The 15,143-nt window shown below is 54.7% G+C and carries 11 protein-coding genes; 1 reads left to right on the top strand and 10 read right to left on the bottom strand.

Translation table 11 applies throughout. From position 1 onward, the window contains the following. Nucleotides 1–118: 118 nt before the first annotated feature. Nucleotides 119–988: a hypothetical protein gene (locus CVU60_08905; protein ID PKN41868.1), complete on the top strand. Its 870-nt coding sequence runs from the start codon at nt 119–121 to the stop codon at nt 986–988. On the opposite strand, the gene CVU60_08900 is transcribed toward CVU60_08905, so the two are convergent. From CVU60_08900 to CVU60_08855, 10 genes are all read right to left on the bottom strand, one after another. After that, the gene (locus CVU60_08900; GenBank protein ID PKN41867.1) at nt 969–3,407 is read right to left on the bottom strand and encodes a hypothetical protein; all 2,439 of its coding nucleotides are present in this window, start codon (nt 3,405–3,407) and stop codon (nt 969–971) included. The genes CVU60_08905 and CVU60_08900 overlap by 20 nt on opposite strands. 2 nt (nt 3,408–3,409) lie before the next feature. Then, a complete protein-coding gene (locus CVU60_08895; protein PKN41866.1) occupies nt 3,410–4,540 on the bottom strand; it encodes a hypothetical protein in 1,131 nt (376 codons plus the stop codon). 92 nt (nt 4,541–4,632) lie between these two features. Continuing rightward, entirely contained in the window at nt 4,633–4,845 is a 213-nt protein-coding gene (locus tag CVU60_08890) for a hypothetical protein (protein PKN41865.1), read from the bottom strand. 52 nt (nt 4,846–4,897) lie between these two features. After that, entirely contained in the window at nt 4,898–5,977 is a 1,080-nt protein-coding gene (locus tag CVU60_08885) for a hypothetical protein (protein ID PKN41864.1), read from the bottom strand. Then, nucleotides 5,977–6,453: a hypothetical protein gene (locus CVU60_08880; protein PKN41863.1), complete on the bottom strand. Its 477-nt coding sequence runs from the start codon at nt 6,451–6,453 to the stop codon at nt 5,977–5,979. Before CVU60_08880 ends, CVU60_08885 begins: the two co-directional genes overlap by 1 nt. Beyond that, nucleotides 6,450–8,213: a hypothetical protein gene (locus CVU60_08875; GenBank protein ID PKN41862.1), complete on the bottom strand. Its 1,764-nt coding sequence runs from the start codon at nt 8,211–8,213 to the stop codon at nt 6,450–6,452. The genes CVU60_08880 and CVU60_08875 overlap by 4 nt, the downstream gene beginning before the upstream one ends. 156 nt (nt 8,214–8,369) lie before the next feature. Further along, on the bottom strand, nt 8,370–9,068 hold the full coding sequence (locus CVU60_08870) for a GTPase (GenBank protein ID PKN41861.1): 699 nt from the start codon (nt 9,066–9,068) through the stop codon (nt 8,370–8,372). Continuing rightward, on the bottom strand, nt 9,013–10,134 hold the full coding sequence (locus CVU60_08865) for a hypothetical protein (GenBank protein PKN41860.1): 1,122 nt from the start codon (nt 10,132–10,134) through the stop codon (nt 9,013–9,015). The genes CVU60_08870 and CVU60_08865 overlap by 56 nt, the downstream gene beginning before the upstream one ends. Before the next feature lie 456 nt (nt 10,135–10,590). Continuing rightward, nucleotides 10,591–11,796, bottom strand: coding sequence for a hypothetical protein (locus CVU60_08860; protein ID PKN41859.1), 1,206 nt, complete (start codon nt 11,794–11,796; stop codon nt 10,591–10,593). Next, complete coding sequence (locus CVU60_08855) at nt 11,723–15,142, bottom strand: hypothetical protein (protein PKN41858.1); 3,420 nt, start codon at nt 15,140–15,142, stop codon at nt 11,723–11,725. Before CVU60_08855 ends, CVU60_08860 begins: the two co-directional genes overlap by 74 nt. Nucleotide 15,143: the final 1 nt, after the last annotated feature.

Genomic DNA, 15,143 nt, shown 5'->3' with positions numbered 1-15,143 from the left:
GGATTCAGGCATTGAAACCGGACTTTCGGCTCTAGTAAGCACCGCAACGGTATGCTAGTCCTCCGTCCGGCCACCTCGGCCGCGTCCTTGCTCTTAAACTCCAATATGCGGATACATTTTGAAAATAGCCATTTGCGTCAAACATGATCTGGCCGGAAACCTTGCTCTGAACAGACTGGTGCGCACTCTCGCGGGACGCCATGAAATCCATGTGATCCTCTCCGACCATGTGCTCAAGGCCGAGCGCGCAAACCCGTTGGCCGGCTGTCTGCTTGAACATGAACGCGACATGCCGCTGGAGTGCATTTTCCCATGGCTGGACGAGCAGTTTCCCCTTGGATGCCCCGATGCGTACCAGACCGTTTCCGGTCTGGCCGCGACATACGGCATCTCCTTCGAGCTCTGGGGCCGGGCGCGCACGCCCCAGACTATCGCGAACATGCGGCGTCTTGACCCGGATCTGATCATCTCCTGCCGCTACGACTATATTTTCCCTGCCGAAATCATCCGCATCCCCCGTCTGGGCGCGTACGGCCTGCATCCGGGTTTGCTGCCCCAAATCCAGGGACTGTGCGGGCCGTTCCGGGCCATGCAAATGCGCCACGCCCGTTCAGGCTGCACGCTTTTTCACATCGACGAAGGCATCGACAGCGGAGCCGTCGTCGACATCGGGTGGAACGACATCGATTATTCCCGCTCGCTTTTATGGAATTTTGTCGGGACCTACTTTGCAGGAATCGATGTCCTGAATCGCTACCTGCCGATTCTTGAAAAGGGAGGGCGTCTGCCGGGGGCTGTCCAGAACGCCGCCGAGCGTCAATATTTTTGCTACCCCTCCGAAGACGAATTCAGAACGTTTATCAGAGCCGACGGCGCACTGGTCAATCACCGGGACTATCTTGAACTACTCTCGCTCTATCTTCCAAAAGACATGCAGGACGAACGCGTGAAGGAACTTCAGATGCTGGTCACGAACGGGATCTGCTGACCCGCCAGAAGACCAGGAAAAGAAGCGCCAGGGCACAAACCGCCGAGCCCGCCGCGATCAGGGTCTGGGACACGCTGAACCGCACCAGGGCCATGCCGAACAGAATGGGTCCGAGCACCTGCCCTACACGCTCCAGGGTCCGATAGATGCTGGCGGTCTTTCCGCGCCCGAGCCTCTGCGCCGAGGCCAGGCCGATCACGCACAGCATCGTGGACGGCGCAGCCAGGCACTGCGCAATCCCAATGACCACCACCGCGACTCCGGCGGTCATCAACGTGGATGAGGTGCCCGCGATCAGCAGAGCGGCTCCCGACAAAAGCCCCGTGAACATCGCGAACACACCCTTGCGTTGCGAACAGTCGAGCCAACGCCCGAGCATCGGGCCCACGGTGATGAAGCACAGGCCATAGAGCATGAAAATACGCCCAATATCGGACTGAGACGTCTGCGCCTCGGTCAGCAACAACGGCAGCATGTAGTGCAGGAACCCCGTCAGGCAGAGCGCTGCTGGAATGCCGATCATTCCAAGCAGGGTGAGTATGCGCGGATCGCGCAGGAAATTCCAGGCAGCGTGCGGAGACGCGGACTGAACTGTCCCGGCACGCGGAGCGGATTCAGTCGCACCGGCATGATTCCCGCGCCCACCGCCGAGAAGCAGGGCCAGCAAGGCGATGGGCACCAACGATGCCGCCACGTAAAACACCGCCTCGAAACCGATGCGTTCAGCCAAAAGAGCCCCTCCGGCCGAACCGCAGATGCTCCCGGAAAAAATGCCCGCAAAGACCCCGGCCAAGCCATATCCCGCGTTTTCATCCTCAAGGGTCCCGATCTGCGCCGCCATGAGCACCAGGCCAAAACCGAAGCCGCAAGCGCCGCGCGCAGCGATCAGAGCGGGCAGCGAGGTCGAGGCTCCGCCCATGAGGAGGCCCACCGCCGCCGCCGTCACGCCCAGCGCAAAAGTCGTGCGCCAGCCGAACCGTTCCGAAACCATGCCCGCGCCGAAAAGGGCCACGCCCGCGCAAACCATCTCCGCGGAAATGGGCAAGCCCACAAGCACCTGCTCGGGCAGCCCCCACAACGGGGTGTAAAGCTTGCGCGCCAGCAGGGGAATGAAAGAGATGCCCATGTCGTAGGCCAGAAAAAAAAGGAAGCCTCCCGCCCGCAAGGCCTGCGCGGAGCAGATCGGAAACACGGACGCCTCTGCCTGCCCTGCTGCCTGCAGGGAATGCAGCATACGGGCGCAAAGCATGCTCAGGAGCTTTGACAATTCCATCAGAAAGAGCAGGCTGATGACAAGGGAAGTCGCCAAATCAAGGCCGAGTCCGCTCACATTATCGGACATGTGCTCCGGGTCGATGTACAGGCGAATGCGCAGCACCTCTTCGCGCTGCCGAAACCGGCTGGGCCAATAGGCGTCGATGGACTGTTCCACCACCGTCCAACTTTCGTCCTGACTCCCTGCCGCGGCCAGAACCTCGCCTTCCGGCGTGGTCAGGGAGGCCCCGCCCAGCTCCGGGTGAGTCTCCACGATGCGCACAAGCAGCTCCTTGCCTCCCGTCAGCCCCCGCACATCAACCCCTTTGTGGACGATGTACTCGAAATCGCGCTTGATGAAGTGAGCCGCAAGCTCCGTCTTGTCGCGCACGGCCTGCTGCAGAAAGGAATCAAAAAGGGTCAGCATTGCCGTGGAATACGCAAGCTGCGTGCCGCCGATAAGTACCAACAGAAGAATTCCCAGAGCCCGGCTCAGTCTGGCGCGGGCTTCCGGCGTGCCGGTCAAAAGGCCGATCCAGGCCGCCAGAATCAAGCAGACCGCCACGCAGGCCGCCGCCAGCAGGGCCATGGCCCAACGGACGAAGCCCGTGGTCGAGGCCTCGACCTGGGTCGCGTCGATCTCCAGCGCCACTCCTCCGACGACACCATTGTGATGGAGCGCAAGAACGATCCGATAGACTTGCGGACCGGCCCAGAAAAGTGTTTCCCGGCCGGCGTCGTTTTCGGCCAATGCCTTCAGGTCAAAGGCCCGGCGGGCCGAACGGTCACCGTCCAGCGTCTGTTCGGCCCCGTTTCGTACTGACGAGGCCCGCGCCGGAAGTCCGTCCTGCACCGCGTAAAGCACTTCGCCTCCGACATCCATCACTTCAATGGCGCGAATTCCCGGCGCGCCGTCCCGCAAATCATGCAGCATCTCGGTCATGCCCGCGTACTGCGTAAGCGGCTTGCCGAAGCGCAGTCCGCGTTCGATGCCCAGGGCCAGATGTTCACCCGCTCCCCGGTAGCCCGAAAGCAGGGACTCAATGGCCAGGCGGTCCAGGGTGGACACGGAGAGAAGTACGTTGAATCCCAGGGTCAACACGAGCACCGCCACCGAGAGGATTCCAATGCTCAGTCGCAGTCTGAAGAGTGCGCCGTTCTGCATGATCAGTCCTTCCTTGGCGTGAGCAGGATTGTACGTTCAAAGATCTCGTCGGAAACCACGAGCACATCCAGCGGGAAATGAAAGCCTATCTTCGTGGCCGTTTCCAGATTGATGGCGATGGTCGGTTCCATCCGATCCAGCATGGATATGGATCTGGGCTTGCTGCCTGTAAGTATGGCCACGGCCTGATTGGCCAGAAATTCTCCGGTAGGACCGAAATTCCAGGTGGAAAAGCCCATCAGCGCTCCGGCCTTGACGAAATCCGACCCGTCCCGGGCAAAGGTGGGAATTTTCCAGTCGTTGAGCAATTCCAGCAGGGCGGCCACGTCATTGCTGTCCCAATCAAAGCAGTTCAGCGGCCCGATGAAGAAAGCGTCCATGCCCTCCGCGCGCAGCTTTTCCAGTCCCTGCCTGCATTCATCGTCGGTTTCGGCGGTGGAAAGCTCTCCATACCCGGCGACGGAGAAGCCAAGCTCCGGGGCGATGGTCTGGACATCATTCAGGGCCGCGTAGACGCGACCCTCTGGGGTGTTCTGATACATGACGCCGAGCTTGCTGAAGCGCACTACATCATGAAAGACACGGAACATGGTCGTCCACCTGTCCGCGATCACCTGGCAGGTGAAATTGTCCACACCGGAGTCCTTGAGGTCGCTCACAATTCCTGCGGCAACGGGATCGGCCATGCCCATGCCAAGAATGGGCGTGCGCCCGTTGTTGGCCGCCAAAAGCGCCTTGACCGCCGCCGTGCCCATGCCCACGATCAAATCTAGATCCCGACGCTGCATCAAATCTTCCGCCAGCACAGGCAGAAGCGCCATATTCTCGGGTTCCCAGCCGGGACTATGATGGGCGTCCGGAGGATAATCGACATGAACGGCGGATTTGGAACCGAGGGCCTGGCGGAACGCCTCGTATGTCCGATCAAAAAGCCAGAAATGCCCGGCCTCAAGATAACCTATGCGTTTGACGGAATCGTCCCGCGTATGACCATGCGTCGGTGCCAGCACCATGAGCACGCCAAACAGGAAGAAGCCGAGCCATCCACGGACCGCGCCGAAGGGAGTGGGAAATGAGCACGGGAGGACAGGACGTTTCATGAAGTGTCCGCTCATAAGAGGCTGTGTGCGCATGGGCTGAAAGCCCCGCTGCGAGAAAATGCCGGTAGTGCGGAATTAATCAGGAGCATCAGATGGCCGGCACGAACCTGTGACCGAAACACAAGCTAAGACTGCCTTGTTTCGCAATCCTGGCCACGCGCCGAATCAGCCGACTTCGGAGCAGCCTTGGGCGTTCCGGAAAGTACAAGCAGGAGCCCGATCAGCGGGGACAGCAGCATGCTCGCGAAAAAATTGCCCCAGAAACCGAACTTATGGTTTCGCCCCAGGAATGCGACAACCAGACTCCCGACGATGAAGGCCAAAAATATCTGTATCATTGCTTCTCCGATGGTTGCGTTTGACGCTCACTCTACGACACGCCGCGCCGCATCATTTCGCTGAATCCTTGCGAGGTTCCGGCGGCAGATCCTTGTTGGGATTGAGCAGGATTCTGTCGATCCTGTCCATGTACTCCAGAAAATCGGAACCTCGCAAATCCCAGCCGAAACCATCGTCCTGGAATCTCATGACGTCTTCGGTCGAGGAATTGGTTACTAAAGTTTGCCGGAGCGGAGCCGGCGGGACGACGCTCGCGTTCCGCGGATCCGGAAGCCTGGGCGTGTCTTGCGTGTTCAGAATGATGGGCAATCCGTCCTTTCCGCTGCCCACGACAACAACCTTTGCATTTTCCGAGGCGGCGAGTCTGGCCGTGGCCTGAATGCCCTCGTAGCGCAGGAAGCTTTCAGTCATGTTTTCATTCACCAGTGATTGGTAATACCTGATCGCCTGGCCCTGAATCGCCTTGCGCTTGGCCTCTTCCTTGGCTTCAAGGAGAAGGTAGTGATACCGCAGATATTGTTGCTCAGCCACCAGCTTGTCCACAATGGAGTTGCGAAGCAAGTCGGGAAGAACGATTTCCTTGACTACAAAACCATGGATAAGGATGGGAATGCGTCCCATTTCCTCGGTGGCGTCAACAAGCATCTTGTCCTGCAGCTCTTCTCTGGCAGTGGAATAAAGAGCATCGGGACGATAGCTGCCGATGGTTTGGCGCACTGCGGAAGTCATGATCGGCAGAATGATCTTGCGCTTGTATTCCGGACCGATCTGTTGATGCAAAACGGGGAGTCTGTCTCGCACAATCTGGTATCGCAGAGAAGCCTGAACCGTTACGGTCAAACCATCCAGGGTGAGAACCTCGATAAACTGCGTATCTTCCTGAATACGCACATCATAAACAAAAAGAATGTTCCATGGGGAAATAAAGTGCAAACCTTCCTGATATGTCCTGTCCAAAACCGTGCCGCCAAACAATCTTGAATACAGCACTCCCAACTCGCCCGGATGGACAGACACAAAAATTCGCGGCCACATGAACACAAGAAGCAACACAAAAAAGGCACCAATTGTCACGAAGCGTGTCCGATGTCGCCGCAAAAACGAACGAATTTTTTCTAATACTTTTTTCATTATTCGGATCTGTATTGTTGTTGTGTGTATTGAGATGCCCCTCGCCAATGTGAATCTAAATTATAATCAATACATTGCCTTTCAAAAGTAATACATCTTTTCTCATTATTATCTGCAATACCCATACACATACTATACATAACAGGACATAAGTTCACATTCATGACAAATTTCCCCATATCTGGCCGGGAAGTCAGCGCATCCCTTGCTTGCTTGACAATTGCCTTGGCATACAAATTGTTACATACCCTGATTCTCCGCGCGTAATCACTGTCGATAGCGTAACATTCAAGTCGTTCTCGAATGATCTGCTCGTGTTTTCTTGCGCTGACAATAGACGGCAAAGTATTATTCACTTTATCATAAATTTCGCGAGCAAATTCAATATTGGTTTTCTCTTCAATCTCTTTGTAATCCGATGCCAGAAGAATTATCAATCCAAAAAACAAAAGCATGCAAAGGACGAGAATTCTCATGCCGAGTCTCCATCGTGACCGTTATCGACAAAAGTTCCATCGCGCATGCTCAGAACCCGGTCAGCCACATGAAAATAACGATCATCATGCGATATGGCCAAAATGGTGCATCCTTCGCGTTTCAAATCCGGCAAGAGTTCTTCGTAGAAAAACTTTCTGAATCCCGGATCGAAATCCGCCGCAACCTCGTCCAGCAGGTAGACGCCCCGATCTTCCAGCAAAGAGCAGGCAAGGGCCAAGCGCTTTTGCTGGCCGGCGGAAAGATCAAGGGTGGAAAACGAACCGTCGGGTTCCAAGCGTACCTTGGAATCGATGCGCATCAATTCGAGCACTTTTTTCATCCGTCGCGCCGAGGCATCCACTCCGAGGGGCCGGGTGAAAAGATGGAAATCCGAGGGCAGCACGGTAAAAACGTTGCGATACGCCTCCATGCCCAGGTCGGTCAGCGGCGCGCCATTCAGGAAAATGGCTCCGGACTGCTGCGGATAAAGCCCCGAAAGGACGTTCATGAACGTCGACTTGCCCGACCCGTTTCCGCCGCGGATGAAGACGAGCTCCCCCCGATTCAGGGAGAATGAGTCCACGTGGATGCCGAACAGACGCAAGCCCTGGCGATCGAAATAATCAAACCGCACGTCCTGCATTTGCAGTGATTCGAATACAGGGACTTTCGGGTCAGGATGCTGCCAAACGGTTTCGACGCCCTCGCGCTCGAATGGCTCGGCGATGTCATTCAGGCGGGTTTCAAGAACGCTCAGTTCGTGCAGGCTCATCTCCACCTTGGTCAGCATGGGCACAAAGCTCACAAGGCTGATCATGGGGGTCAGGCAGAACATGCTCAAAATGAGCAGGGTGGAGGTGGTGCTCGCGTCGATTCCCATCATTCCGGGCATGAGGAAGAGGACCAGCCCCAAGGTCAGCAGATTGAACACGGCAAAAAATGAAATGCCCTTGCCGTGCCCTCGCTCAGTGGACTCCCGAGCAGCGGCGACGCTGTCCAGGCCCGGGATGATCTGACCCGCGAACAGGTCCGTGGTTTTGGGCTTGTGCTGTTTCAACTGCCTGAGCCCATCCTGAAGATCGCGCAGGCAGGACGAAAATCCCGCCTCTGCGCGACGCGCGGCATCCATGAAAACATAAACCCCGCGCACAAGACGCAGAAAGATGAGCAAACCAAGCCCAAGAAAGGCGATGACGGCAACAGTACCTGCCATCGACACGGTCAGCATTTTCAGGAAAGCCACCACGATCATCACCGAGTTGACCGCAGCGGCCATGAGCATGCGCGAGGCTTCGACCACCAGTTCGCGGTCATCGACCAGCGCGGACTGAACGGCGTTCTTGTCAAGCCTGGAATACTCAAGCTGATTGACGGCGCGCAGTTTGGTCGCGATGCGCATTCGCCATTCCATGACTCCGTGCAGGGCGATGAGGGCGGCACGCTCCGTCACATGGCGGAAAAGCCGATAGAAGATGCCCAGACAAACCAGGAAAGCCAGGAAGGTATGAAAGCGGATGCCTTCGTCCTCGAACATCTGCTCCATGCCCTGCAGCACGCTGAACACCGCAAGGCCTTGCATCACTCCCGCCGCAAGACATGCGGCAATCAGTCTGAATCCTTCGTCCCCGGCTTCCTGCCGGAGCAGTGAGTAAAAATGAGATTGTGTGAATTGCTGCATGTGCGTGGTGAACCGTGATACTCCGATACTCGCAAAAATATCCGGCCCAGAAGTGAAACCGGAGAAAAAAACCGTCAGCATTAACCCAACGCCGCGTCAGGCAACGGCAGGGACCAGCAAAAGGACGCACCCGGGATATGCCGTCCGCTGGAACCGTTCGGAAAGCGGCGCAACGACACGGCGCATCCGTGTGCAAGCGACCCGGATCGGTCCGGGCCGCAGGACGCAAGCCACAGCCTAGGCCGTAGCTTCGGACTCCGCGGCAGGCGCGGACGAATCCTCTTTTTTACCTGGCTTCATCTTGGCAACCACGCCCTTGCCCTCTTCCAGCTTTGCCTTGAAGTAGGCCTTTGCTTCCTGCATGTCGAAATTCAGCAGGGTTCCGCCTTTTCTGAAGTGGCGATCAAAAACCTTGCCTATCGCATACGTGGACGCTCCGCCGACAATGCTGACAGTCGCAGCGCCGGTCGTCGTCCCGATGATGGGAATGCTTTTGAACAGCGATGCAAAAAAAGGCACGGAAGCTACCGACACCACGCCGGTTCCGAGGGAAGACAGAATCGCCTTGACCCTTTCTTTTTTGAATTCCACGCCATACGCCTTGGTCAGAGCGTAAACCAGCTCCACCTGAATCGCGGTCAATCCGGCAAGGTCCGCCAGCGGTACAGGCACAAATCCCACGCCGATGGCCGCATAGACTCGCTTGCGGATAATTGCGTCGATTTCGCATTCGATCGGCATGATCTGTGTCTCGGTCTCCGGTTCACCCTGTGTCTGTTCCTGCAGGTCAATCCCTTCATTCATGGTTTCGGAACTTTTTTTCGCCATTTCGTCCCCCGATACAGTTTGGTTGTGTGTTCGCCGAATATCTTCCAGCAACCTACTCGGCCCCTGGTTCAACCCGGATTGGCGCAAGACTGGAGTCAAAAATCTCATCTGCGGTAATCAGCAGGACAAGTGGAACATCAAGATTCAGCTCTCTTGCGGTATCCAGGTTAAGTGTGATCTTAGGACTGTACTGATGTTTGGCCATCGGCACGCTTTCCGGTATGAATCCCAGCAAACGGGCCATTCGCCCCGCGTAAAATTCTCCGAGCGGGGCATAATCCAAGGTGGAAAGTCCCATCAGAGCCCCCTGCCGCACGTGCACGCTACCGTCGCGCGCAAATGTCTTAATTCCCTGCTCATGAAGAGCATCAAATATCTTCCGAGGATTTTCCTTGGTCCAGTCAAAACAATTCAAGGCTGAAATGTAAAATGCGTCGACGCCCTGGTCTATCAAACTCCGCACGCCCGCGGCACACGATTGTGCGCTTTCCTCCTGGTCCAGGTCAGCATACTCGACAAGGGTAAACCCCCTGTCACGCGCCACTTCGCGGGCCTCATTCACATTGGAGTAAGAACGGCCTTCCGGCGAGTCGTGGTAGAGTATCCCAAGCTTCTGAAACGGCAACGCCTGGTGAAAAAGAACAAAAACCTTCTCCCATTTATCGCGCGTATATTCCAGGGTCAGGTTCACGGCGCCCCGTCCTGTTTCCGCATCGATTATTCCGGCGCCAACCGGGTCGGCGACATCGATGGAGACGATGGGGGTTCTCTCGTTGTTTTCGGCCAAAAGAGCCTTGGTAGCCACGGTGCCCATGCTCATGATCAAGTCCACCGAGGGGTCGGCCATAAGCTTCGCGGCTTCGGCCAAGTATACGGAAGAATCCGCCCCCCAACCGGGACTGACATGAAGCGACTCGGGAAATTCCACCTGATCCAGCACATGAAGTTGACCAAGGGACTCGATCACCTTTTCGCGCAACAGCGAGAATTCCCAATAAGGACCCGTTTCAAAATAGGCGATTCTCTTCAATCCAGAGGGAGTCACCTGCCGGACGGCATCCTGGGTTGATAGCCCATCGCCGGAAACCGACGAGGCGTTATCAGCGGCCAGGCACAGCGGCGCAAGGCTCCAGCAGAGGATAAGGATCAATGTATTGCGAATCAAACAAAACATGCGGACATGAAGCTCCAAACGTTTATAACTGGTGACCGAAAAATGCGAACAATCGCTTTCATCACAATTTCCAAACTATACCACGACATATGTAAAGAAGTCTAGAAATAAATTATAACAGGTCTGACCTGAAAAAAATACGCAAAACAAAATAAAATAAATACAAAAAAGAAAAAAAGAAAGGCAAATTCATAATCATAACGCATAAAACAAAAAATTTATTCAAAATAATAAAATTATATGAGATAAAAAAACGAAAAAACATAATAAAAGATTATAAAAATTTTAAATTATAATAAATATAATCCAAAAAAATATTACGCAAAACAATTATTTTTTTTAATTTAAAATTAATCAAAAAAAATATACATACTCATGAAAATATTCCAGATTAAAACATGGATTCCATCTGCAAAAATCATCCGCTACGCGCAACATCGCAAATAATTATCTCCATTAGTTACGCAATTCCTGTAGAATTCTTACTGCGCTATTTATGGCCAGAGGAATATACTTTTCATTATTGACGCTCACAGTCACCGCAAACATGGTTTCCCTGTCATAGAAAAAGACTGTCCCGAAGCCTGGAAAAGAGCCGATTTGGCCCACAAGGGTAATTTCGGGATCGTTGAACATGAACACCGTACCGCCGACAAGGAAGCTTCTGGTGTATCCGCCATGGCCGTTATCGACCGCCCCTTGGGCGGATTTTCCGTTGGCGAGTCTCAACGGGGCAAGAGGCGCCGCATCCAGGAAATTGTTTTCGAGCATGCGGTCGAGATTGACCAGGCGCACTACATCGTCGGGCGAAGCCAGAAGGTTCCCTGTCCCCTTGGCCATGCCGATCCCCATCATGATCGGCAAGATCAAGCCGGAATCGTCTGACTCGCCGTATCCGCATGCCAGCTGAGGCACGACAGTCTCATCCTGCCCGACGACAAGCGACTTCATTCCGAGTTTCGCGACGAAATTTTCCCGGATCTGTTCCTCATACCCCTTTCCCGAAGCCATTTCACTGATCTGGGCAAGCATGAGATATCCAGTATTGGAGTACTTCTGATCCGTTCCAGGAGTAAACAACAAGGGCTTTGCCCCGGCCATGCCAATGAGTTCTTCCGGGCTCCACCGCCTGGTCGGATTCGCGAAGACCGGTTCAAGCCGCAGCATGTCGATCACTCCGGAAGTGTGGGTCAGGAGGTGTTCTATCGTGATCTCTTCGCCGCGCGGAAAATCAGGAAAAAAGCGATCGACAGTGGCATTGAGCCCAAGTTTTCCTTCCTCGATGAGCTTGTGAACAAGCGCGGCCGTAAATAATTTCGTCACCGAGCCAATCTTGATCTTGTGCGCATCAGTCATGATGACGTCGTTCTCAACGCAGGCCGTACCGAAAGCGGCGCTGACGGGGCTGTCTCCGCCCTTCCTGAGCACGGCGATGGATACTGCGGGGAGATTCGGCTCCGAAGCCAGCATGCGGCCAGCCTTGGTTATGACCTCCCTGATTGTTGACTCGCGAGCTTCTGCACTGGCACGTCCGGAAAACAGAACTGCGGAACAAAGGCAAAACAAAAAAATGAGTGTTCTCGGTAAACTAGACATTTTCCAGGTACTCCAAAATATGGTTGGCGACATTCCCCACAAGTCCCGGAGAAAGCATGGTCTCATGCGTACCCTCTGTCCATTTGAGAGTAATATTTTCTTCCTTCAGAAACTTGCTCCATCCAAAATACTGATCATTAATAAAACTACGCGAGTAGTCTGTCATTTCAAGAGCACGAACAAGCAATATATTCTTGGTTGAATGTGCAGGCATCTCATAGCGCGCTGCTGCAATGGCGTTACTGCGATATGTACTCAACAGGTTGTCCATTTGCACGGAGCTGAAGCCAAAGGGCAGAAGTCCTGTCTTTTCCCCGCATTCCAAGAGATAACGGAGTCTTTTATCACGCGGTAGGGAGCGCAGCACATTTTCATCAAAAGCCAGAGATTCCTGCAATAGTGATTTGAGAAGATCCATTTCATCCTGCCCGGCCTCCTGCTTCGCCCGACTGTTGTCCGCCACGGAATCAAGAATCAAGACAATTTCTGCATCATGCCCCATTCTTTCATATCTGCACGCAACCTCGTATGCTAGGAGGCCACCAAAGCTCCAGCCTCCAAAAATGATATCTTCGGTTTCAATCTTGAGAATCTCTTCCAGATAATACGCCGCCAAATCTTCGACCGTGTGCAATTCAGTATTCAGGGATGTCTTCTCATGACTGAATCCGGCGGCTTCCACGGCAAAAACACTGTACTTATGCCCCAGAAGCTTCGCGAGATCTCCATAACAGAAAACGCTACCGCCAACAGGGTGAAATAAAAAGATGTTTTTCCCACCATCGCAATGGCAAAGTTTGATCACAGGGCTATCATTCGAACTTCTCTTGCCTTCGAAAAACTCTGCGAGCTCGGATATGGTGGGACGGGAAAAAAGTTCGTTCAGGGTTATGCGCAATTCCATCTCTTTTTCGATCATGACGATAAGCCGTATGGCCAAGATGCTGTGGCCACCCAAACTGAAAAAATTGGCGTCCGCATCCAGGACATCGACCCCAAGCAATCTTTTCCAAATTTCAGCCAGTTTTGTTTCAGTAGGTCCTGAAAGCCGACGTCCTCCACTTTCTTGTTTCTGCACCAGCGGAGATGGCAAGGCTTTTTTGTCCACTTTTCTGTTCAAGGAAAAAGGCAGTTCCACCATCGGCACAAAATGACTCGGCACACAATGCGAGGGTAAGATTTGTTCAAGATAGATTTGGAGTTTCGCGGAATCAAATTCACCAACGATATACGCGGCAAGACTCTTTTCTTCATGCGCCTCGAAGGTGTCGGCCACCACTGCCACCTGCCTGACTCCCGGAAAACCTGCCACGGCATTTTCCACCTCGCCGATCTCAACGCGATTTCCACGGATCTTGACCTGCTGGTCTTCACGCCCCAGGTAAAAAAGCAGGTTGTTCCTGACGAAACCATAATCCCCTGTCCGGTACCAGCGGCGTCCTTCAGCCATGACAAAGGCCGCCGAGTTTTCGATATCGAGATAGCCTCTGCAAACCCCGGCCCCTGATATCCAGATTTCCCCGCTTGCGGTCTCCGGAACCACCGTGTCGTCTTTGTCCCGGATCGTGACCGTCACCCCCTCAAGGGGCGCCCCGATAGGAAACGAGGAAAACGCATCGCGGTTGCCGTAATCAATGCGATATGCGCTGCTATCCACCGTGCATTCGGTGGGTCCATACACATTGTAAATGACGACCCCTTCGTTGCCGGGAATCTCATAGAATTTGTTGACGGAGTCAGAACGAAGAATCTCTCCGGCGATCAGCATCTTTTTTATGGGCAGTGATTTCTTTTTTGACCAAAGAAATTCCACCAGCACATTGAAAAAAGCCGGTGTCATATCGCAAAGATCAATCTTGTTTCGGCAGACGCTGTCGTAAAAATTTTCCGGACTCTTGCGCTGACTGTCAGGCAATACGTGCAGGGTCTTTCCGACCAAGAGCGACAAGGCGACTTGCTGGATCGAGGCGTCGAACGAGAGCGGAGCGACCAGTGCGACACGCTCGCAACCGGAGGAATACGGAGCCAGCGCCCTCAGAATATGCAGGAAATTCCGGTGTTCGACCACCACGCCCTTGGGCGCGCCAGTGGAACCGCTCGTATACACGATATAGGCAGCCTGCTCCGGAGAAATTGCGGGCAGAGCCGCATCGGACACGGCGAACACATCATCGGTTCCAAAACGGGTGCGCGCACAAGGCTTTCGCGCGGCCTCTGTGTGCCGGATCACGACATCAAAACGAAAATCGGATATTTCCGCACAGTCCACGTCGGGGCGGGAAATAAAAATATCCACGGGCACTTTGCTTTCTTCGGCCCAGGAAGTGAAAAAACGCTCGGGAACAAAAAGTTCGGCCGCCGCATCGAATCGGATCAGGCCTGCGTTGTTTCCCGATTCGTGCGCGTACTCCCGCAGGGCGTCCCGGAAACGATCTTTCCTGTCCAGGTCCCAGACCGCACCCACAAACAACGCCCCGTCTCTGGAAAGCTTGGCCACGGCATGGTCCAGAACTGTCCGCAGATAATTGTAGCCGGGAAAATTCTCGACTACGGCGTACACATTGACAAGGTCGTACTCTTCATCCGCCAGAAAGCGGATGTCCACGGCTTCCATCTGATGCACCTTGACGGCGGCGGCACATGCGCGCTCTTCCAGGCGGTCCAGTTCCGTCCTGGACAGGTCTACCGCCGTATAACGGCTCGCGGCATCCATCAGGACCCGTGAAACCGTTCCCGAACCGCTCCCGATGTCCAGCACCCTGGCCTCTTTTTTCCCGTCGAACCCTGTTTTCCCAAGAATGTTCGCGGCCAGGCTTTCAAGCAGTGCATCCGGCACCCTTTGGCCATCGAAATAGCTTTTCCAGGCCGAGTCGCGTCCGCCTTCGGCTATGCTTTCCCAAAAGGCGACCCGGCCGAGTTCTCCACTTCTCTCAAGGGAGTTTTCGTAAGTAGGGGAATCAAGACAAAGTATGTGCGGAGCGTGAGGGAGCCTGTACTGAAAGTATTCGGATTCCCGCAGGCAGGAACTGTCGGTTATGATCAGTCTTGCGGGCCTGAGCATTGTTTCCTTCCTGGCCAGGGGAAGTTCCGTATCGACCGGCACGTAGACCGCACCGGCCCTCATGGCGCCAATACCCGCGGCCAGGACCAGTCCTCCCCGCCTGCAATGGACACCGATAGCGGCTTCAGGGCCGTAGCCCATTTTCAGGATGAAGCGGGCGATCGCGGACGAGAGCGCGTCAAACTCCGCAAAGCTCAGGGATCTTTCACCGTCCATCAGAGCTGTTCGCGCAGGATATTTCCGGACCACGTCGGCGAACAGATCCTCGAAAGAAGCTCCCTCGCGCCCGGAGTCATCGATCCGCGCCTTTTCCATTCCGGGAGCGTCAAACTGGAGATCAAAAATTTTCACT

The sequence above is a fragment of the Deltaproteobacteria bacterium HGW-Deltaproteobacteria-18 genome (assembly GCA_002841885.1).
Taxonomy (GTDB): Bacteria; Desulfobacterota; Desulfovibrionia; order Desulfovibrionales; family Desulfomicrobiaceae; genus Desulfomicrobium.
Note: the sequence above shows the minus strand (reverse complement) of the source record. Positions and strands in the feature narration are given on the sequence as shown.

Excerpts from the sequence above, each read along its gene's own strand:
- CVU60_08900 (PKN41867.1), bottom strand. The coding sequence starts at position 3,407 with ATGCAGAACGGCGCACTCTTCAGACTGCGACTGAGCATTGGAATCCTC.
- CVU60_08895 (PKN41866.1), bottom strand. The coding sequence starts at position 4,540 with ATGCGCACACAGCCTCTTATGAGCGGACACTTCATGAAACGTCCTGTC.
- CVU60_08890 (PKN41865.1), bottom strand. The coding sequence starts at position 4,845 with ATGATACAGATATTTTTGGCCTTCATCGTCGGGAGTCTGGTTGTCGCA.
- CVU60_08885 (PKN41864.1), bottom strand. The coding sequence starts at position 5,977 with ATGAAAAAAGTATTAGAAAAAATTCGTTCGTTTTTGCGGCGACATCGG.
- CVU60_08880 (PKN41863.1), bottom strand. The coding sequence starts at position 6,453 with ATGAGAATTCTCGTCCTTTGCATGCTTTTGTTTTTTGGATTGATAATT.
- CVU60_08875 (PKN41862.1), bottom strand. The coding sequence starts at position 8,213 with ATGCTGACGGTTTTTTTCTCCGGTTTCACTTCTGGGCCGGATATTTTT.
- CVU60_08870 (PKN41861.1), bottom strand. The coding sequence starts at position 9,068 with ATGAGATTTTTGACTCCAGTCTTGCGCCAATCCGGGTTGAACCAGGGG.
- CVU60_08865 (PKN41860.1), bottom strand. The coding sequence starts at position 10,134 with ATGTTTTGTTTGATTCGCAATACATTGATCCTTATCCTCTGCTGGAGC.
- CVU60_08860 (PKN41859.1), bottom strand. The coding sequence starts at position 11,796 with ATGAGACCATGCTTTCTCCGGGACTTGTGGGGAATGTCGCCAACCATA.